18 protein-coding genes are annotated in these 19461 nt (G+C 67.1%); 4 read left to right on the top strand and 14 right to left on the bottom strand.

Annotated features, from left to right (window positions below; translation table 11 throughout):
• Positions 1-42: 42 nt before the first annotated feature.
• Together FHX72_RS13020 and FHX72_RS13015 are read right to left on the bottom strand one after the other, a co-directional pair.
• Positions 43-1323 carry an MFS transporter gene (locus FHX72_RS13020; RefSeq protein WP_183625706.1) on the bottom strand — a complete coding sequence of 427 codons (1281 nt, stop codon included), beginning with the start codon at positions 1321-1323 and terminating at the stop codon, positions 43-45.
• A 75-nt stretch (positions 1324-1398) separates the two neighbouring features.
• Positions 1399-1578, bottom strand: a complete 180-nt coding sequence (locus FHX72_RS13015) for a hypothetical protein (RefSeq protein ID WP_068477200.1) — start codon at positions 1576-1578, stop codon at positions 1399-1401.
• Between the two features lie 99 nt (positions 1579-1677).
• Here FHX72_RS13015 and FHX72_RS13010 point away from each other — a divergent pair, with 99 nt between their 5' ends.
• From FHX72_RS13010 to FHX72_RS12995, 4 genes are all read left to right on the top strand, one after another.
• On the top strand, positions 1678-2466 hold the full coding sequence (locus tag FHX72_RS13010; RefSeq protein ID WP_068477198.1) for an HAD-IIA family hydrolase: 789 nt from the start codon (positions 1678-1680) through the stop codon (positions 2464-2466).
• A gap of 72 nt (positions 2467-2538) precedes the next feature.
• Positions 2539-4320 (top strand): BCCT family transporter, encoded by a 1782-nt coding sequence (locus FHX72_RS13005; RefSeq protein WP_377604640.1) that lies wholly within the window; start codon positions 2539-2541, stop codon positions 4318-4320.
• A gap of 626 nt (positions 4321-4946) precedes the next feature.
• Positions 4947-6059 (top strand): RCC1 domain-containing protein, encoded by a 1113-nt coding sequence (locus FHX72_RS13000; protein ID WP_183625704.1) that lies wholly within the window; start codon positions 4947-4949, stop codon positions 6057-6059.
• A gap of 182 nt (positions 6060-6241) precedes the next feature.
• Positions 6242-7324, top strand: a complete 1083-nt coding sequence (locus tag FHX72_RS12995; protein ID WP_183625703.1) for an aromatic acid exporter family protein — start codon at positions 6242-6244, stop codon at positions 7322-7324.
• 356 nt (positions 7325-7680) lie between these two features.
• On the opposite strand, the gene lysS is transcribed toward FHX72_RS12995, so the two are convergent.
• The 12 genes from lysS to FHX72_RS12935 form a co-directional block, all read right to left on the bottom strand.
• Positions 7681-9180: a lysine--tRNA ligase gene (gene lysS / locus FHX72_RS12990; protein WP_068483166.1), complete on the bottom strand. Its 1500-nt coding sequence runs from the start codon at positions 9178-9180 to the stop codon at positions 7681-7683.
• A gap of 140 nt (positions 9181-9320) precedes the next feature.
• Positions 9321-10100 carry a hypothetical protein gene (locus FHX72_RS12985; RefSeq protein WP_183625701.1) on the bottom strand — a complete coding sequence of 260 codons (780 nt, stop codon included), beginning with the start codon at positions 10098-10100 and terminating at the stop codon, positions 9321-9323.
• Positions 10101-10232: 132 nt separating this feature from the next.
• Complete coding sequence (locus FHX72_RS12980; protein ID WP_183625699.1) at positions 10233-10928, bottom strand: arsenate reductase/protein-tyrosine-phosphatase family protein; 696 nt, start codon at positions 10926-10928, stop codon at positions 10233-10235.
• Positions 10929-10990: 62 nt separating this feature from the next.
• Positions 10991-11779 (bottom strand): hypothetical protein, encoded by a 789-nt coding sequence (locus tag FHX72_RS12975; protein WP_183625697.1) that lies wholly within the window; start codon positions 11777-11779, stop codon positions 10991-10993.
• 265 nt (positions 11780-12044) lie between these two features.
• On the bottom strand, positions 12045-12851 hold the full coding sequence (locus tag FHX72_RS12970; RefSeq protein WP_183625695.1) for a hypothetical protein: 807 nt from the start codon (positions 12849-12851) through the stop codon (positions 12045-12047).
• An 8-nt stretch (positions 12852-12859) separates the two neighbouring features.
• Positions 12860-13714 carry a pantoate--beta-alanine ligase gene (gene panC, locus FHX72_RS12965; protein WP_183625693.1) on the bottom strand — a complete coding sequence of 285 codons (855 nt, stop codon included), beginning with the start codon at positions 13712-13714 and terminating at the stop codon, positions 12860-12862.
• Between the two features lie 28 nt (positions 13715-13742).
• On the bottom strand, positions 13743-14480 hold the full coding sequence (locus FHX72_RS12960; RefSeq protein ID WP_183625691.1) for a DUF2520 domain-containing protein: 738 nt from the start codon (positions 14478-14480) through the stop codon (positions 13743-13745).
• Complete coding sequence (locus FHX72_RS12955; RefSeq protein ID WP_183625689.1) at positions 14477-17140, bottom strand: PH domain-containing protein; 2664 nt, start codon at positions 17138-17140, stop codon at positions 14477-14479. Before FHX72_RS12955 ends, FHX72_RS12960 begins: the two co-directional genes overlap by 4 nt.
• A complete protein-coding gene (locus tag FHX72_RS12950) occupies positions 17140-17625 on the bottom strand; it encodes a PH domain-containing protein (protein ID WP_183625681.1) in 486 nt (161 codons plus the stop codon). Before FHX72_RS12950 ends, FHX72_RS12955 begins: the two co-directional genes overlap by 1 nt.
• A 101-nt stretch (positions 17626-17726) precedes the next feature.
• Positions 17727-18305, bottom strand: a complete 579-nt coding sequence (locus tag FHX72_RS12945; RefSeq protein ID WP_183625677.1) for an ElyC/SanA/YdcF family protein — start codon at positions 18303-18305, stop codon at positions 17727-17729.
• A gap of 76 nt (positions 18306-18381) precedes the next feature.
• Positions 18382-18528 carry a hypothetical protein gene (locus FHX72_RS12940; protein ID WP_183625676.1) on the bottom strand — a complete coding sequence of 49 codons (147 nt, stop codon included), beginning with the start codon at positions 18526-18528 and terminating at the stop codon, positions 18382-18384.
• A gap of 538 nt (positions 18529-19066) precedes the next feature.
• Positions 19067-19435 carry a hypothetical protein gene (locus FHX72_RS12935; RefSeq protein WP_183625675.1) on the bottom strand — a complete coding sequence of 123 codons (369 nt, stop codon included), beginning with the start codon at positions 19433-19435 and terminating at the stop codon, positions 19067-19069.
• Between the last annotated feature and the right edge of the window lie 26 nt (positions 19436-19461).

Genomic DNA, 19461 nt, shown 5'->3' with positions numbered 1-19461 from the left:
GAGCGCACCACGATGTGAACTGACGAGGCCGTCGTCCGGCGATCAGCCGGCGGCAGCAGACCCCGGTTCCTCAACGATCTCACCGGCGCGACCGACATTGACGAGCGACCGCCAGACGAGCGCCAAGATGAAGATGCTCAAGCCGAACGCGACCCAGATCGTCGTGACGATCCCGAAGCCCTGGCCGATGAGGCCACCGATGAAGGACCCCATCGCCATGCCGCCGATCATCCCGAGGAAGTAGACACTCGACACCCGACCGCGCATCCGGCTCGGCACAGCCCTGCCGCGGATGGTGCTCGCGAGCGTCGCCCAGATGACCGTGTACATGCCGAAGACGAACATCGTGACGCCAGCAACGATGACGTTCGCAGTCGCGGCGAGCACGAGGTGCAGCAAAGTTTCGAGCGCGAGACAGGCGCGCATGAGGCTTGTGTAGGAGAAGCGCCGTTCGAGGCGTGCGTAGAGCGCCGTGCCGACGAGCCCGCCGAGCGCCGACACGGCGAGCAGCAGCCCGTAGCCGACGTCGTCGAGCCCCAGCCGCTCCTTGGCGTAGAGCACGAGCACGCCGTAGGTCATCCCGTAGGTGATGTTGAACGCGAAGAGGATGATCGCGAGCGTGCGCACCGGAGGGTTCCGCCAGAGCCAGGCGAACCCCTTCGCGATGTCCCGGCGGACGCGGGCAACCGAGCGCACCGTTTCGATCGGGCCCGTCGTCGCTGTCGAGACGGGCGGCGACTTGATGCGCGACACCAGCACGACGGCGAAGAGCAGCGACACGACGGTCACGCCGTACGGCAGGGCATGCCCGACCGCGAAGATCGCACCGCCGATCGCGGGGCCTGCGAGCTGATTCATGACGGTCTGGCTCGCGATCAGGCGCGAGTTGCCGACGCCGAGCTCCTTCGACGGCACGAGGTCGGGGACGATCGAGGTCCACGCGTTGTCAGTGAAGACTTCGGCCGAGCCCACGAGGAAGAGCGCGACGTAGAGGATCGGCAGGTTGATGGTGTCGGTCAGCACCAGCGCGCCGATGATGGCGAGCATCAGCACACGACTGAGTGCACCCGTCACGATGATCGCAACGCGCGGGAGCCGGTCGGCGACAACCCCGGCGAAGAGTCCGAACACGAGCCACGGCAGCTGCTGAACGACCAGGGCGAGCGAGACGAGCAGCGGGTCCTGCGTGAGGCTCGCGACGAGCAGGGGCCCGGCCGCGATGAGGATGCCGTCAGCGAGGTTCGAGAACAAGGAAGATGACAGGAGGAAGCGGAACGGCGTGCCGAGCGGCTTTGGGGATGCCCAGTTGAGCAGGAGTGACATGAGTCGAGTCCAGACCACGAGAAGTGACCCCCTCTACGGCGAGGAGGTCGAGATGGAGCGGGGAAGAGAGGAGTGCTAGCTGTTCGCGTCGAGCTGCGGAAGGCCGAGGCGAGCGCGTTCTTCGCGCTCGATCTTGTCGGCCATGGCACGCTCGCGGCGATCGCCGGAGAGGATCGACGTGAGGATCCAGAAGAACGCGGCCCCGATGATCACAGTCGGGATGAGCGACCAGAGTGCATTGAGGAAGAAGTCCATGATGGAGGGAGTCTACGCGATGCCTACCATCCTCCGGCGAGTCTGCGCGCATCCATCTCAACAGGGGTGAGTGTCGGTGCTTTCGCTTAGGCTGGGGCCATGGTCGATCGCTCGAACGTCGAATGCTGGCTCACTGACATGGACGGCGTGCTGGTGCACGAGCAGGCTGCGCTCCCCGGCGCCGTCGAGCTGCTCGCGCAGTGGCAGCGCGATGACACCCCCTACCTGGTGCTCACGAACAACTCCATCTTCACGGCCCGCGACCTCGCGGCACGCCTGCGCGCTGGCGGTATCAACGTGCCGGAAGACCGCCTCTGGACCTCGGCGCTCGCGACGGCCGACTTCCTCAAGCAGCAGCTGCCTGGCGGCTCCGCGTTTGTGATCGGCGAGGCGGGCCTCCTCACCGCGCTCCACGAGGCCGGCTACATCATGACCGAGACCGACCCAGACTTCGTCGTCGTCGGCGAGACCCGCAACTACTCGTTCGACGCCATTACGAAGGCCATCCGCCTCATCGGCAACGGCGCGCGGTTCATCGTCACGAACCCGGACGCCACGGGCCCGAGCGCCGACGGCCCACTCCCGGCGACCGGCGCCATCGCGGCGCTCATCACGAAGGCCACCGGCCGCGAGCCGTACGTCGTCGGCAAGCCGAACCCCATGATGTTCCGCTCCGCGCTCAACAAGATCGGCGCGCACTCGCACAACACGGCCATGATCGGCGACCGGATGGACACCGACATCGTCGCGGGCATGGAGGCCGGCCTGCACACCGTGCTTGTCCTCACAGGCATCAGCGATCAGCGGGAGATCGAACGCTATCCGTTCCGCCCCGACGAGATCATCTCGGGAGTGCACGAGCTCGTGCGCAGCGGCGACGAGGGCTGACCTCAACCGCTCACATCGCCTCGATTGCTAGTCAAACTAGCAATCTGGCGGCGCTCGCGTACCATTGACGCAGTGACTTCCAGCTCCCCCAGACCTGATTCCCCCGGCCAGACAGCTGCATCCCCCGCCGAAAAGCAGAGCCCTCCGGCGATCAAGAGGTGGGTCTTCTGGCCAGCTGCGATCGTCGTACTCGCCTTCGCCGGCTTCTCGATTCTCGCGCCAAGCGCAGCAGACACCGCCTTCAGCGCCGTCCAGTCCTGGATCGTGCGCAACTTCAGCTGGTACTACGTACTGATCGCAGCGTTCTTCGTCGTCTTCAGCCTCTGGATGGGCTTCGGCAAGTACGGCGACATCAAGCTCGGCAAGGACGACGACAAGCCCGAGTTCTCGAACCTCAGCTGGCTGTCGCTGCTCTTCGCGGCCGGAATGGGTATCGGCCTCGTCTTCTACGGCGTGAGCGAGCCGCTCAGCCACTTCATCAACCCGAAGCCGGGCGTGACCGGGACCGAGAATCAGCTGGCACAGCAGGCACTGTCGCAGACGTACCTCCATTGGGGTGTACACGCCTGGTCGATCTACATCGTGCTCGGCCTCGCGCTCGCGTACGCCATCCACCGCCGCGGCCGCCCGGTCAGCGTGCGCTGGGCGCTCGAGCCGCTGCTCGGTCGCCGTGTGCGGGGCGGCTGGGGAAACCTCATCGACGTCGTCGCTCTTGTCGGCACGGTGTTCGGGGTCGCCACTTCTCTCGGCCTCGGCGTTCTGCAGATCGGCTCCGGACTGCAGGCCGCTGGCATCCTCGAGCCGTCGACCACCGCATCAATCGGCATCATCGTTGTCATCACAGGGTTCGTGCTGTTCTCAGTGCTGTCGGGCGTCGGCAAGGGCATGAAATGGCTCTCCAACACCAACCTCATCTTGGCTGCCGGCCTCCTGCTCTTCATTCTCATTGTTGGCCCGAGCCAGTTCCTACTGCGCGACTTCGTGCAGTCGCTTGGCAACTACCTGCAGAACTTCGTCAGCCTTACGTTCTCGACCAGCGCGTTCGCGGGCGAAGATGGAATCGATTGGCAGTCGTCGTGGAGCACCTTCTACTGGGGCTGGTGGATGTCGTGGGCGCCGTTTGTCGGCGTCTTCATCGCCCGCATCTCACGCGGCCGCACAGTCCGCGAATTCGTGATGGGCGTCATGCTCGTGCCCACCCTCGTGACGTTCCTCTGGTTCTCTGTGCTCGGCGGCACCGCCCTGTGGATGCAGTTGAACGGTGTCACCGATTTCGTGCAGTCCGACGGTTCCGTCGATGTCGAAGGCGCGCTGTTCCAGATGCTCGCGCAGCTCCCCGGAGGAGCTGTGCTAACAATCGGCGCGATCATCCTCATCGCGATCTTCTTCATCACATCTGCCGACTCCGGCGCCCTGGTGATGGGCATGCTCGCATCCGGGGGCCAGGCCGAGCCGAAGAACTGGGTACGTGCGTTCTTCGCAGTCATCACGTCGGTGCTCGCGACGGCCCTGCTCCTCGCGGGCGGCCTCAACGCCCTGCAGACGGCGGCCATCAGCATCGCGCTGCCGTTCTCGATCGTGCTTCTGCTCACCTGCTGGGCGACGGCTGTCGCGTTCGGGCGGGAGAAGCGCGCGTACGAGCGTGCCCGTCGCGCCGCCTTCGTCGAACACATCGGAGACTTCTACGGCCTCGAGGTCGAGGAACCCGTCGAGCGCGAACCAGGCAGGATGCGCTTCCCCTGGCTCCGACGAGCCCCGGTCATGAGCGTTCCCGTCGCGGGTCCGCAGACGAGCCAGGTCCCGGTGGTCGGTTCCGGTGCGGCAGAGACTGGCGGCGAGCGTTCGGAGCGGTAGCCGGAGCTCGAGACTGCACGAAGAGGCGGGGCGGATGCACGTGCAGCCGCCCCGCCTCTTCTTCGTTTCTGCGGCGCGTAGGCCACTGATTTAGTCCGTCCGAGAATTGTGGACTGCGTGCACTTCTGACAGTCTGGATTCACTCCCGACCAAGTGGTAGGTTGCCTTTCCCTGGGCGCCAGAACTCGCACGGCCGTTGCGTCCGCCCTCACCTTCAGAAGTCTTCTTCCTAGCGCCGAGGCATGCGGACCCGCCGTCGCGCGCACCCGCTTTGCACACCATCCATCTCAGGAGCCCTGTGCCGAACGCAGCATCCAACCCCAAGAACCGCCTCTCGCGCCGCACGGTCATCGCCACCGCTGCCTGGACCACGCCCGTCCTCGCCGCGGTCGCCAGCGCCCCCCTCGCGGCAGCGTCGAACGAGCCCCTCATCGTCGGACTCACCGGGTTCGGCGCTTCCCGATGCAGCACCATCGACGCCGGGCAGGTCCGCTTCGAGGCGACCCTCGGGGACAAGCCGGCGCCAGCCACGGGGACCGTCGCCATCCAGCTCCCCGGGCGTCGTCGCCTACGCATACGGGGCGATCATCGCATCACCGGGCCAGGTCGTGCAGATTACGCGAGATGTGGGAACATCCAGCAGCAACGCACCCCAGATCAACTGGTCCACGGTCCCAGGACTCACGACCGCCACGGTCGGCTCAATCTCCGGCGACCAGGCCAACAGCAGCGGAGGCTCGAACGCCGCGGTGCTGGTCGCCGGTGGATTCGTCCGCTACTGGGGCCGCAACGTCGGTGCCGCGCAGAATGCCCCTGGCACGCTGCAGCACGGCGGCGCGAACGTTGCCAACATGACGTTCGTCGACGCATGGACCTCACTGGAGGACGGCAACAACTCAACCGGCGGCGTCGCGACCGGCGCCACCGGAACCGAGGTGTACCAGTGGTTCCGGACGGGCACCGGCGTCGGGGACCCGGTGGTCGCGAAGGTCACCGGCATATCCGGCACCGTGATCGCTGCCGAGTCCAACGACGGCTTCAGCTACGTACTCACCACGGCGGGCCTCTACTACTGGGGCAACGCGACCAGCGGCACGACCGTCAATGCCACCCTCATCGGCGGCACCGCAGGTGCGACGGCGATCAGCACCTTCGGTGTGCACGAAACCAGCTTCCTACACGGCGGCGCGGTCCTCTTCGCGAACGGTACGATCCGCCAGTGGACCAACGGCCACACCCTGACGACCGTGGCAGGCGCGCCCACCGGGATCGCCCAGGTCGAAGCGAACTCCGGTGCCATCATCGTGCGCACCGCGAGCGGCGACCTGTGGACAAGCGGCGCCGCGTTGGGCTTCTCCTCGGGTGGGACTGCGTGGACGAGGCGCGCCCGAAACGTCGCCGCGTTCGCCTCATGGGCGATCCGCAACTACGTCGGTGGCCTCTACATCACATCGACGGGAACGATCATGCAGTTCCACGCTTCGACGCGCATCCCGAACGTCAGCGTCGACTATGCATTCAAGGCCGTCACGAAGGTCTTCGCCTCCGACGGCACGTACCTCGCACTTTCCTCCGACGGCGGCGTGTACGCGTGGGGCGGCAACCTCGACAACGGCACACGCGGCAACCCGAAGCTGGTTCCGAGCGACAATGTCATCGACCTCAACGTGTGGGGCTACCACCCCACCGCCGGCAGCTACTACGGGGGCGGCTACGTCATCGAGGGCACCGTCTGCTGACCAGCTCCAACGAGAGCGGCCAGGGGTCGGATGCACGTGCTTCCGGCCCCTGGCCGTCCTTGCGCGTCCTGAGGACAGATGCGGGAGTGATCGGGAAGATCCGCGTTGCATCCCTCCTCATCACGGACGACCGGCTGGCAAGTCCCAGCACAAGGTGAGCACGAGGCATCATCCTGAGATGGATGCATAGAATCGCGAGCGCACTCGTCCCCGCCGTCACGCCTCCCCGCCTGCTGCACGTCGCCAAGACGGCTGCCGCAGCGACGCTTGCCTGGTACGCCGGACACCTCGTCCCCGGCGAGGCGAATGCGTACGCCTACTACGCGCCCCTCGGTGCGTTGGTCGCCAGTGTGCCGACCGTGGCCGGATCCGTGCGGTCGAGTGTGCAGGTCGTGGTTGGTGTTCTCCTCGGCGTACTGGCATCCGGTGCGCTCATCACCATCGGAACCCCAGTGGCGCTCGCTGTTCCCGTGGCGGTCGGAGTCGGAACCCTGCTCGCGGGCATCCCTGCCTTCGGGGCAGGGCGCGACTACATCCCGATCGCGGCGCTGTTCGTGTTCGTCGTCGGCGGCGCGAACCCGGATGGCTTCTCCATCGGCTACGTCGTGCAGATGGCTGTCGGGGCGGCCATCGGCGTCGGGCTGAACCTTCTGGTCCCGCCCTCGACCGGGACCAAGCACGCGTTGGAGGCCCTCAGCACGGTCAAGAAATCGGCCGCTGACGCCATCAAACGCGCTACCGAGCTGCCCGGCGAAGAGCACCCTCGGGATGCACTCGATGAGTGGCGGGCCTCGCTTCGTCGCCTCGAGGCTCACCTCGCCGACGCCAAGACGCTCGTCGGCGAGGCGCAAGACAATTTGCGAGGCAACGCGCGGCGCCTCCGGTCGAAGTTCGACACCAATTCGGCGCAGGGCGAGCTCGACAGCATCAGCCGCATCGTCCGGCATATCGAAGAGCTGCAGGAACCGTTCCTCGAGAGCTCGTGGAGCGAGGCGCGAGCGGAGTCGCGCCGCGCTCTCGCTGCGGCCGGCGAGCAGATCGCGCAGCTCCTCCAAGCGTGGGATGAGTCCTACGACGAGCTGTCCCCGAGACTCGGCGCCGCATCCACCGCTCTCGAAGATCTGCAGCAACTCGAGTTCGAGCACCACACGGGATGGGACCCGGCCGCTCAACGCCGATCAGTCACGATCTACGCGCTCCGGAAGGTCGTCGCCGAAATCGAGTGCCGCGTCGATGGGGAAAAGCACGCAAGTTCCGAGAGTTGACTCGATCCGATGGCGCTGGCCCCGCCGCATTGACGCCCGAGGGAGCATATTATGCGGAGACATAGCCAAAGGTTAGGCTCGTTCTGAGATTCGTGAGGCGCCCCACCCACGAACCAACGACAGAAGGGGAATCCTCTGCTGGAACGCACCTCCCCCTCGTCCAAGTGCGCACTCGTCTTCGCTTCATCTACGCATGGGGGTTCACCGCCGGTTCGGCGAGCCAGACCGGTGACGACATCGGTGTGAGCGCCCCGACAGTCGCGAAAACGGCGTAAGGGGCGCGCCCCCACACGCTTCGCGAGCCGCAAAAAGCCGCCGCCCGGTTCGGGCGGCGGCTTCTTGCGTGTGGCTGCGCGCTACTTCACGAGCGGGAACAGCACCGTCTCGCGGATGCCGAGGCCCGTGATAGCCATGAGTAGGCGGTCGATGCCCATGCCCATGCCACCGGAGGGCGGCATGGCGTGCTCGAGTGCGGCGAGGAACTCCTCGTCGACGCGCATGGCCTCGACGTCGCCCTTCGCGCCGAGGGCCGCCTGCTCGACGAAGCGAGCGCGCTGCTCGACGGGGTCGATGAGCTCGGAGTAGCCGGTGGCGAGCTCGAAGCCGCGAACGTAGAGGTCCCACTTCTCGACGACACCCGGGATGGAGCGGTGGGATGCGGTGAGCGGGGACGTCTCGACGGGGAAGTCCATGACGAACGTGGGGCGCGTGAGGCCGTCCTTCACGAAGTGCTCCCAGAGCTCTTCGACGAGCTTGCCGTGCGTGGGGTGGCTGACCTCGACTTCGACCTTCTCGGCGAGCGCGAGGAGCTCGGCAAGCGGAGTCTCTGGCGTGATCTCAACGCCGGCTGCTTCGGAAAGCGACGGGTACATCGACAGGCGGTCCCAGTCGCCGCCGAGGTCGAACTCGGTGCCGTCTGTCCAGGTGACGACGTGCGAGCCGGACACGGCAAGCGCCGCGTTCTGCACGAGCTCCTGCGTGAGGTCGGCGATCGAGTTGTAGTCGCCGTACGCCTGGTAGGCCTCGAGCATCGCGAACTCGGGACTGTGCGTCGAGTCTGCGCCCTCGTTGCGGAAGTTGCGGTTGATCTCGAAGACCCGGTCGAGGCCGCCGACGACGGCTCGCTTCAGGTACAGCTCTGGTGCGATGCGCAGGAACAGTTCGGTGTCGAACGCGTTCGAGTGCGTGACGAACGGGCGGGCCGCGGCGCCTCCGTGCATCGTTTGCAGCATGGGCGTCTCGACCTCGAGGAACTCGTGGTTCGCGAACGTCTGGCGCAGCGACGCGTTGGTCTTCGCGCGTGCCACCACAACCTCGCGGGCGACGGGGCGCTGGATGAGGTCGAGGTACCGCTGACGAACGCGCGTCTCCTCGCTGAGCTCCGAGTGCAGGTTCGGCAGCGGACGGACGGCCTTGGAGGCCATCTTCCATTCGTCGGCCATGATGCTCAGCTCACCGCGGCGCGAGGAGATGATCTCGCCGGCGGCGAAGACGTGGTCGCCGAGGTCGACGAATTCCTTCCACAGGTCGAGCTGCTCCTGGCCGACCACGGCGAGCGAGAGCATGATCTGGATGCGCGACCCGTCGCCGGCCTGCAGGCTCGCGAAGCAGAGCTTCCCCGTGTTGCGGAGGTGCACGATTCGCCCGGCGACGCCGGCGCGCTCTCCGGTCGAGGCGCCGTCCTCGAGCTCCGAGTGCGCTGCTCGTACCTTGGCGATGGTGTGCGTGATGGGGAGCGTCAGCGGGTAGGGCGCGATGCCCGACTCGAGCATCCGCGCGCGCTTGTCGAGACGCACCTGCTTCTGCTCGGAGGCTTCCGCCTCGGAGAGTGCGTCTTGGATGGGCGCGTCGGCCATTCGGGCTCCTTGCGTGTCGTGCGTCTGGGTGTGGATGCGCATCCTGGGCACGACGAACGCCGCGCAGAATCGCACTCCCCCCAGTTTGGTGCACATCGCGCCGCCGCGCGAACCGGCACGAGCCAACAGCGGCCCGCGAGTTAGGCGGACCCGATGCCGCAGCCCGCTCGGAAGCTCATGTCGCTGATCGTGAATCGCTGCGTTCCGGTCGCTGCGGGCGAGAGGTCGGTCGAGCGGAACCGAAGCACAAGGGTCGTCACCTGCGACGTGAAGGTGAGTCGCACCGAGTTCGCCGGCGAGGTGACGTCTGGCGTCGCGGTGGCGACGATCGCTGCCCAGGGAGTGCTGAAGTCCCCGGTGCCACCCACGTGGCTGCCGGTGACCACGGTCTCGCCTGGCGTGAAGTCGAGACTCACCGCGTCGGCGTAGCCACCAGCGCCCGTGCGGGTGTCGATGCCACCGATCGTGAAGGCCAGGTCCGTCACCTCACGACCGAACGTGATGACGAGGTCTTGCTCTGCAAAGCCATCCGGCTCGCCGATCGGATACTGCGTGACAAGCAGCGCGTCATCCGCAGTCGTGAGGTTCTCGGGGCCGCGCTGGAGAGGTCCGACGGGGAAGCTCTCGACGCCGATCCTCACGGGCGGGTGTGTCCAGACTGGTGCCCCGTCGAGGTTGACGCTGCCCTGCGCGTCGATCCCGGGACCGTTGGGACCGAAGTTGGCGTTGGGCCCGCTGAAGATCACGACCCCCGGATAGAGGGCGCAGTTCGAGGCTGCCTGGCTTGGGGTCGCCGCCGCGATCGCGATGACGGGCACCGCCCAGGCGGAGCCTTCGAGTAGGCGCCGACGCGACAAACCCGCTTCCGCCGTTGCCGGTCGTTCCTGATTGCCCTGTGGTGCCTGACTGTCTGCACGCATCTAAGTCGTCCCCCAACGTCGCGCGCGCTCATCGCGCGTTCGCGCTGAAGCTAGCCGATCACATGGTCGGTGAACAGATACGGGTACTCGCCCGGAGAATTCGGGCCGGCACGGCCGTCGAGCGGACGCCCGCTACGCGCTGCGCGCCTTCGCCCAGTCGACGACACCCTCGAGGTAAGCGACGATCGTCTCGGCGGCGGGCACGAGCTCGCGGCCGGAGCGCTGGTACGTCTCTTCCGAGCGTCGGAACGGGTCGACGACGTCGTAGTCGCTGGCGTTCTCGAGCGGGGCGATAACGCCTCGAAGCGGGGCCGCCGCGCCGACCGCTGCGGCCAGGGCTGCGGCGACGATGTCCTGTTCGGACGCGCCGGAACCCGTTGCGTCGGCGGCACCGTCGAGCGCCTCACGACGCGAGCGGCGCGACCCGGGGCTGGCACCTGGAGCCTCATAGGTCTCCTCGAGGTCTTCCGCCGTGACCTGGCTGGCGATGTGCGCGAACTCGCGCAGCGTGAACGTGCGGCGCACGACGGAGGGCGCGAGCTCGACGATGCGCTGACGGTGGTCACGCGACAGGGCCAGCACGAGGCCGGCACCCCGCGCGATGTCCTCGGTGAGCTGCCTCGAGATGTGGGCTTCCGCATCCGTCACCCCGTACTGGGCGGCGAGGGCCAGCGCGGGCTGCGGCATGCCGCTACCGACGAGGGCACCCGTACCCGCGCTTTCGACGGTCACGCCCGGGAGGCCCTTGAGGCCGTCGCGCAGGAGTTGCTCGGCGAGGGGCGAACGGCAGATGTTGCCCGTGCAGACCGTCAGGATGCGAAAGCTCATGCGTGTGTTCCCCCAGGGGTCGTGGAACGTTCAGCGTAGCAACGCCGCGACCCCGACGAGGACTACGACGTGCTGGCCGGGCAATTCGCGACCTGCGGGGTCTGGACCCAGATGTCAGCGTTCTGGCGGGCACCGCCGGTGACCTTGGGCATGACGAACGTGTACGTGAGTGTGATCGGCCCGGTGGACGTGGGCGTCAGGCTGGCGTTGAACACCTGCACGTCGCCCAGGGGTGCGTAGCCTGCGTAGGCGGTGGGGACCGCGGTAATGGATGCGGCGCCTGCGGCACCCTGCGCGATGGTCTCCGAGATTCCCGGGCCAGTTGCGTCGATGCTGACGTACTGCTGGCCGAGGTAGGTAGCTCCGACGTACACGGGGAAGTCGAGTTCGTAGGTGAAGCCTGAGACGCCCTGCAGGACAAACGTGGTCACCACCTGCAACGGCTCGTCGCTCGCCTCGGCGCGGTTGTCGCGGTCGTCCAGCGACATGAAGCCGACTGGCGACGACCCGCCCGGTCGTGAGGTGCCGTTCCACCAGTCGGTGGTGGCATGGCCCCCGTCTTGCTCGGTTGAGCTGCCGTTCCAGATGCCGGGTTTGGTCGGCGTCCAACCGGTGGTGTAGTTGCCGCCGTTGCCGGCCGGGATGCCCTGCGAGCCGTCGGCGTAGAGGTTTCCTCCCGGAACCGACCAGCTGCCGTTGGTGGCTTGGCAGTCGACGGCGACGGCGGTGGATGCGGCACGCGCCGGGGTGGCGACGGCAGCGGCGATCACGGGGATGCTCCAGGCGGCGGTCGTCAAGATCGCGCGGCGTGCGGGGATGGAGCGGACGGCTGGGGAGGCGTCGAGAGTCATGCTGGAACTGTCCTGACGTGGCTGGGCGCGCGACGTGCGGCCCTCAGGGAACGTGCGCGTCTCGCGCGCCGGGGGAACGGGGGCATGGCGCGCGCGGGTGGCAGCGCTGCCTAGAAGAGCCTGGCATCGAGGTCGGCAGCCCCCGCGTCTTCATGGAAATTGTGACGTTTCAAGTATGGGAACTGTCGCTTCAAGGAACGAATTGGACCAGTACAAAATTGACCCACCGCCCCGGATATTTCCGGGAGAACGGAACGCATTCGAGTTAGAGGCGATAGCTCCTGGGGCTGGCATGCCCAACCGCCGACATGGCGCGGGCGAGAGCGCCGCTCACCCCTGCCCCTTGACAAAACACGGAACATATCAGGGCGTGCAGGACCCGAGCATCCCGGACCGCCCGACGCACCGTCTGCCCGTGCTGCTGGAACTCTCGTTCGAGGTTCCTGAGCGAGACGTTGAGCTCGGTAGCGATGCTCCCTGCCGAGCAGTTGGGTTGCGTCGCATCGCGTCGGATGACCTGGAGGGCAAGCTCGTACGTGGACGGTCGCTCGGGGAACCGGATCTCGCCCTCGGAGTAGGCAAGCAGTTCACGAACCATGACTCGAGCCATGCGCTCGAGCGCTCTGGCGTCGAGGCTCGTCCCCGGATGCTTGTCGGCGAGCAGGGCGAGGCCGAATCCGGTGATGCCGGAGATCAGCGGTGAGGCGCTCAGGGAGAGCAGACCGTTGATCGCCACGTCGCTCTCTTCGTGATTGCCCTCGCCCGCGGAGCCGATGAGGGAGAGCAGTGTCGTCGGTGTCGTGACGTCGGTCTCGAGCTTCGTCTCCTCGAGGTGCAGGAACCCGGCCCCCGCCTCGACGCGCAACTCGCGCTGTTCTTGGTTCGTGATGGTGACCGGCCCGCCGTCGAGAACCACGGTGAGACGGGAGGTGAGCGGTCGCTCGTGTATCCGCTGCACGACGGCTCGGCCCTCGCCGAGCGTGAGCTGCTGGACGGCGACGTGTGCGAACTGCCGGGAGCGGGTCGTCGTGACTCGGTGTGCTCCTTCTTGGAGCGGGAGCTGAGCCCACACGGTCGCGTCTAGCGGTACTCGCCGACGTAGGCGCTCATGTTGTCGATGAGGCGGGTCGTGCCGACTCGTGCCGCGACGAGCACAAGCGCCTTGCCTCGGTACGCCTCATTGACAAGGGCGAAAGTCTCGGGGTCGACGATGGAAACGTAGTCCATCTTGACGAGCTTCTCGTCCATGAGCGCCCCCTGGGCGCCGGAGATCATCTCGCGGATTCCGCGGTCGCCATTTGATGCGGCTGCGGAGAGGGCGCGCACAAGGCTGAGCGCGGCGGCGCGTTCCTCGGTGGAGAGGTAGCGGTTGCGACTGGAGAGGGCGAGGCCGTCTTCTTCGCGGATGATCGGCGCGCCGATGACGTTGATGTCGAGGTTGAGGTCGTGTACGAGCCGACGCACGAGGAACAGCTGCTGCGCGTCTTTCTCGCCGAAGACCGCGCTGTTGGGGCGGACGATGTTGAAGAGTTTGGTGACGACGGTGAGGACGCCGTCGAAGTGCGCGAGGCGGTGAGCTGCCTCGAGGAGGCCCGCGGCGTAGCCGCCGACGACTCGCGTCTGCTTGACACCCTCGGGGTACATGTCGCTGACTGCGGGCGCGAACACGTAATCGACGCCGGCTGCGTCGAGCTTGGCGAGGTCGTCGTCGAAGGTGCGCGGGTAGCGTTCGAAGTCCTCCCCCGGCGCGAACTGCATGGGGTTCACGAAGACGGAGACGACGGTCTTGGTGGCGTTTCGCTTGGCGATGTCGACGAGCGAGAGGTGTCCGTCGTGGAGGGCGCCCATCGTGGGCACCAGCGCGATCGTGTCGGTTTTGCCGACCTCCCTGAGCACTTCTATTGCTTCGGCGATCGTGGTCAGAACGTGTGGCAAGAGCCCTCCTTGGAACCTGCGGCTGCCGCTACGAGCGCGGGTCCGCCTCAGGAAGCGTACCGTCGAGCGGGTCGAGCCGCTGCGGGTTGGCGTCGGCGAGGGCGTTGTCGGCGGCGGAGCGGACGAGGCTGGAAAGCATGAAGCCCGGGTTTTCGACGCCGATGCCGGTGAGCAGCTCGGTCGCCTGTTTAACGATGGAGCGAGTGAACTCGGTCGCTGTGTGCAGGGCTTCCGCGTAGGTCGGCCTGTCCTGTTCGGCGATGACGACGGGTTCTGCGCCAAGTTCGACGACAAGAGCCTGCGCGATGGGAAGCACTGGCCTGGGCGCGGTGACTGCACACCAGGCTTCCTTGAGCCGGTGCAGGTCGAGGCTTGTGCCGGTGATCTCGATTGCCGGATGCACGGCAAGCGGGATCACTCCCCGGTCGAGGGCTGTACCCAGGACCGCGGTGCCTCGCCCGGCGATGGTGTGCAAGACGAGTTGCCCGGCCACCCAGGCCTTGGTTTCGGAGAGCTCGAGCACGCGTGCTTCGATCTCGTGGTCTTCGTAGGCGAGGATCACGAGCTCGCTGCGCTCGATCGCTTGGCGTTGCGTGAGCTGCGGTGCGCCGGGAAGCATCGCGGATGCGCGCTCGGTGGCCGCTTCAGACTCGGTGGCGACGCCCACGAGGGCGTGGCCGGCCCCGGCGAGTGCGGTCGCGACGATCAGCCCTGTGGGCGAGTCACCCACGAGTCCGATCCCGAGGCGTCCTTCGCGGCCGCTCACGCTTCACCCTCAGACTGCTGCTGCTCGCGGGTCGATTCGGCGGAAGCTGTCGGCAGGATGCCGTTCTGGCGCTGCTCGCGAAGCTGGCGCCGAGTGAGCGGTTGCGGCGCCTCGTCATCGGCCGGAGACGGCGCGGCGGGAGCGGCCGGAGCCGACGGCGCGGCGGGAGCGGCCGATGCTGGCGGCGCAGACGGCGGCGCAGACGGCGGCACGACGGCGGCAGGTGCCTTCGGCTCGGCGACCGGCGGCACGCCGTGATCTGCCGGGGTGACCTGCACCGGGGCCGGCCCGATCGCGTCCGGTGTCTGGATCGGCGTCGGAGTGGTGTCGATCGCCGAGTCCGGGGTGGCCGGTGGTGCGGCGACGGGCTCCCAGGAGACCGGTGCCCAGGCGCCGGTTGCGGGCGCTCCCGGCACTGGTCCGATCGGTGACGGCGCGGTAGCGCCGTCACGCGCAGGCGGGACCGGAGCAGAGGCAGAGGACGGCGGCGTCGACCATCCCGGGGTGCTCGGGGCGGCGGGGGCTGATGCACTCGTGGTGTCTCCAGCAATAACCGCTGGCGCAGAAGGCGCTGGCGGTGGCGGTGAAGCCACTGGCACAGAAGCTATTGGCGCACCGGCTGTTGCAGGAACTCCTGGTGCCGACCCGAATTGGGCGGGGATCCGCGACAGGTCCGGCTCAGGTGCTGACCGCTGTGTGGCGTGCGGTTGGGCGACGGGCGGCGTCGAGGTTGCCTGTACCCCGCTCTGGGCCAGCGCGTGCTGGTACTCGCGCTCTGCCTGCAGGACGGCGATCGTCTGGCTGTCCACGGGGATGCCACGCGACTGGGCGTCAGCGACGCGCATCCGCGCCGTTGCGATGGCGCTGAGCGTCGCGGCCTCGCGCCAGCGGTGGGACGAGTCGAGACTCGCGGCGCGGATGGCGACGGCGGACACGTCGTCGAAAAGGCGGATGCCGATGTTGCCATCGACCATGCCGATGCGCGTTGTCACGCCGACGCCGAGCACGGTGTGGGCGTGGAGGTTCACGACGTTGGCGAAGTAGCCGATCGGTCCGCGGTCGAGGCCGATGGACTGCATCCGCTCGGCCGGGATGATCGTGAGCTTGCGCGACCAGGCGCCGAAGCGGAGGTAGAGCGCCCGGTTGTCGAGGCGGAAACCATGGCGCTTCCAGGAGAAGGGGCGCATCCAGGCGGCCCGCTTCGGTGCGGTGACGAAGTAGTCGTCGTTGCCCTTGCTGTACATGCCGAGTTCGATGAGGCGACGCACTTCGTCGTCGACGAGCATCGGCAGGAGCAGCGCGAGTACGCGCTCGGTCTCGGCCCGCGTGCCGACGGGGAGGACGAGGTTGCGCGTGAGCGCGGCCTGGTTCTGCGAGCCGTCGGACGACACCTGCTCTGTACCGGCGCGCGTGATGCGGACCATCCACCAGTCGAACGGGCGCCAGAAGAGCGGCTGTGAGACCTGCACGGCGTGGATGCGGCCCGGTGGGACCGTGTCGTTGCTCGTGGTGAGGAGGCCCCGGCCGACGCGGACTCCGTCTGGGGTGGCCGCGATGCTGTAGTTGAGCGAGGGCAGGATCTGGCCGACGGTGACGGCCAAGAACACGGCGCCTAGGGGCAGGATGGAGAAGAGCAGCCACCAGAACCCGAACGTGAAGGTCACGATGAGCCCGGCGACGAGCGCCACGATGATCACGATGAGCCACGGGTTGACGAGGTTGGCGACGACGAGGCGCCACGGTGGCAGGCGGACGACCGACTGCGGGGCGGCCTCCCCCGGTGCGAGCTCCGGACTCGTGAGTTCTTCCACCCGCTGGGCGAAGAACTCGGACGCGCGCGTCCGAAGTTGCTCGGCGGTCGGCGGCTTCTGCTCGACCGACGCACCGGCTCCTGAGCCAGCGCCTGCCGTCTGGCCGGCGCCGGCGGGCGAGGCCAGACCCTGCCCGGCGGGCGAGTTAGCCTGCTCCTGCGCCTGCCGTTCGTTTCGCTTCGCACCGGATGCGCGCTGCAGGATGCCGGCGCGGATGCCGTCGGCGTCGCGCGTGCGCACGTAGATGAGTTGGATGTTCGCGTTCTCACCGGCGACGCCGATTTCGATCTTCGAGGCGCCGACAATGCGCGCGACGAGCGGGCGCTGGATATTGATGTCTTGCACGCGATCGAGTCGCGCCTGCCTGCTCTTGCGGAACAGGACTCCGCTCTGCAGCTCGATCGTGGTGTCGCTGACCCGGAACTGCGCGAAGCGCCAGGAGAGATAGCTGAAGAGGCCGATGAGCAGGATGACGAGCAGCGTGCCGATGGCGGCCCAGAGGAGCCAGGTCTGGTTCTGGAAGACCATCGTGGTCGGGTCGTACTCGTTGTAGTTGTACTCATCGAGCTGCGGGAACAGGAAGCTCGTGATGGTCTGCCACGACTGGTTGATGAGGAAGGCGCCGATGGCGATGACAAAGACGCCGACGCGCAGCAGCGGCGTGAGCGGGTGAAGGCGGTGCCACTCGCCATCGATGAGGTCGGAGCCCTGACCGAGGGCAGGGCCTGCACCGGGCGGCGGACCACCCGCAGGCGGGCCGAACGGCGCAGGCGGGCCGAGCGGCGCAGGCGGCATCGGCGGAGGAGTCCCCGGCTGCTGCCAGTTGCCCGGAGGTGTCGGTGCGCTCATCAGAGGCCAGCTCGGCGGGTCTCGGCGAGGGCCACGAGGTCGTCGCGGAGCTTCTCGGCGTCCTGCCACCCGAGGCCCGGGATCGTCACGTTCGTGACGGCGGCTGCGGTCACGACCTTGAGGGAGGAGAGCCCGAAGATTCGCGTGAGTGGACCGCGCTGGATGTCGACAAGCTGCAGGCGGCCATACGGGATGGCGACCATGCGGCTCCAGAAGAGACCGCGGCGGAAGACGAGGTCATCTTGACGCAGCTGGTAGCCGATGGCGCGCACGCGTCGCCATTCGAACGGGATGGAGATGAGGATCGCGAGGAGCCCGGCGCCAGGGAACACGACGACCCACTTGGGCACCTCCGGGATCACGAGGATGGCAATGACGCCCGCGAGCGCAACCAGACCCCAGAAGAATGCGGAGATCAATTCCGACCAGATGTACTTGGGCGACACCCTGCGCCATTGCACTGTGGTGTGGTCAAGCGCGGTCATGCTGCCCCCTCATTGCGACGTGTCGTCATGCAACTACCGTAGCGAGTACGACCGACATCGCTGGCCGAACTGGCTGTTGCGGGCTGAACTGCCCTGGGTTCTTAGCAGGTCGGGGCGACAAGGGCCTTGACGAAGGCGGCCGACTGGTAGGCGTACATCCACGCCCAATTCGAGTCTTCGATGCCTGCGCCGTCGTCGGTGGCGAGCACTCCCCCACCGAGGCAGTCGGTGAAGATCATGCGGGCGCGCGAGATGTGGGTGACGTTTGTCACGATCACGACGCTCTCCCATCCTTCTGCGGCCGCGAGCCGTTCGACCATGAGCGCTTCGCCCGCGGTAGTGAAGGGTTCCGGGATGAGGCATCGCGTGACGGTTCCGGACGGCTCCCCCGCCGCTTCCGGTGCGCAGGCCTCGATGTTGATGGCCGAGTCGATGCCGTAGTCGTCGACGGCGATGACGATTGTGTCGCTGTAGCCGTCGGCAACCAGCTGTTGAGCGGCCTGGATGCGCGCCTCGCGTGGAGGCCCGAGCACGATGATGGCGTCGACTTCCCGCGGTTCGTCTGTTGACGGGTAGACGAAGAGCGGGAGCCCGGCCACCACGACGGCAAGAACGAGGGCCAGCGCGACGCAGGCGATCGTGATCGCGCGTCGCACTGGCCTTTGTCTGCGTGCATTCACCAGCACAGGCTACGGGAGCGCGGGGCGATAACCACCGACGCTCCGCCGCGCATGGCTGCAGTTTCGCGTGAGCCCGTCAGGCCGGCGATTCGTTCGCGGACGCTGCTTGAGCCGGCGCCGCGATGGACATCGCAATGATTGGTGCGACCCAGGCCGCGGCGCCGAGCACTCGGCGACGATCCGCCGACGCCTCAGGTTGTTCCTCGTTCTCTTGAGCTGACATGTTTGTTCCCCCTTGCTTCCGAAGCGAGGAAGACTCTCCTCGCTGCGTCCGGTCGGCGACTGACCCCCGTCGTACGCCGACCTCGTGAGCTTTCACGCTAACTCGACTGGTGCGGTCCATGTGTGGGGAGAACTGCCCTGTGGATGCATCGCCCAAGAATGGCTCCGATATTGGGCTGAGAGGTGAGGAAATGCACAATGGGGCGGCAGAGATCGCTCTCCGTCGCCCCGTTGATTGCCCGCTTGGATAGACGCCACCCGTGAGGCGTTCGCGGTGGAACTGGTCCTTGACGTCCCCGGATGGCAGGTGCGCGGTGAAGCCAAAGTGCTTGACACTGAAGACGTTGAACGCACGCGTGCCGTCGACGGTCCAGGTTCCCGCTCGCGCGACCCCGTGGAAGAGGGGTGCTGCGATGGAGTTCGTGTCGTCGGCGAGATCTGGGCGGCCCGTGCTGAGCGGCAGTTCCATATTGAGGGCGGTCGCGGGCAATGCTTTTCGTGTCACGGTGTAGGTGCAGTAGCCATCGACAGGAGCCGATTCACTCATGTTCCAGTCGGGGTCGATTTTCGTCCCAGTCGACCGCGAACGGCAGCTTGTAGGTCGCCCAGTAGTTGGTGATCGTCGCGGTGAGACCGCTCGAGTTGGTGCCGAAGTAGACGACAGGGTTGTCCCGTTCGCCGCGTAGCGCGAAGGTGGGCGTTGCCACGATGACGCCGTTGCGTTCGATGTCTTCCGTGACGAGCTGGATGTGCGAGCCGCTGAAAGCCTGGTACTCCACCTTGGACGAGGCCGAGGCGGGCGTTGCAACGGCGGAGGCGATGACGGGTGTCGACCAGGCGGCGACTCCCAGCAGATTCCTGCGGTCGATTGTGCCGGAGCGCGGCCCGTCGGCGTTCATTTCAGTCATTTGCTAACACCCAGGGGATGTAAGAG

The sequence above is a fragment of the Pseudoclavibacter helvolus genome, from assembly GCF_014191305.1.
Classification (GTDB): Bacteria; Actinomycetota; Actinomycetes; order Actinomycetales; family Microbacteriaceae; genus Pseudoclavibacter; species Pseudoclavibacter helvolus.
Note: the sequence above shows the minus strand (reverse complement) of the source record. Positions and strands in the feature narration are given on the sequence as shown.

Bases quoted from the DNA above. Each gene is read 5' to 3' on its own strand.
- FHX72_RS13020 (WP_183625706.1), bottom strand. From the start codon at position 1,323: ATGTCACTCCTGCTCAACTGGGCATCCCCAAAGCCGCTCGGCACGCCG.
- FHX72_RS13015 (WP_068477200.1), bottom strand. From the start codon at position 1,578: ATGGACTTCTTCCTCAATGCACTCTGGTCGCTCATCCCGACTGTGATC.
- FHX72_RS13010 (WP_068477198.1), top strand. From the start codon at position 1,678: ATGGTCGATCGCTCGAACGTCGAATGCTGGCTCACTGACATGGACGGC.
- FHX72_RS12995 (WP_183625703.1), top strand. From the start codon at position 6,242: ATGCATAGAATCGCGAGCGCACTCGTCCCCGCCGTCACGCCTCCCCGC.
- lysS (WP_068483166.1), bottom strand. From the start codon at position 9,180: ATGGCCGACGCGCCCATCCAAGACGCACTCTCCGAGGCGGAAGCCTCC.
- FHX72_RS12985 (WP_183625701.1), bottom strand. From the start codon at position 10,100: ATGCGTGCAGACAGTCAGGCACCACAGGGCAATCAGGAACGACCGGCA.
- FHX72_RS12980 (WP_183625699.1), bottom strand. From the start codon at position 10,928: ATGAGCTTTCGCATCCTGACGGTCTGCACGGGCAACATCTGCCGTTCG.
- FHX72_RS12975 (WP_183625697.1), bottom strand. From the start codon at position 11,779: ATGACTCTCGACGCCTCCCCAGCCGTCCGCTCCATCCCCGCACGCCGC.
- FHX72_RS12955 (WP_183625689.1), bottom strand. From the start codon at position 17,140: ATGAGCGCACCGACACCTCCGGGCAACTGGCAGCAGCCGGGGACTCCT.
- FHX72_RS12950 (WP_183625681.1), bottom strand. From the start codon at position 17,625: ATGACCGCGCTTGACCACACCACAGTGCAATGGCGCAGGGTGTCGCCC.
- FHX72_RS12940 (WP_183625676.1), bottom strand. From the start codon at position 18,528: ATGTCAGCTCAAGAGAACGAGGAACAACCTGAGGCGTCGGCGGATCGT.
- FHX72_RS12935 (WP_183625675.1), bottom strand. From the start codon at position 19,435: ATGACTGAAATGAACGCCGACGGGCCGCGCTCCGGCACAATCGACCGC.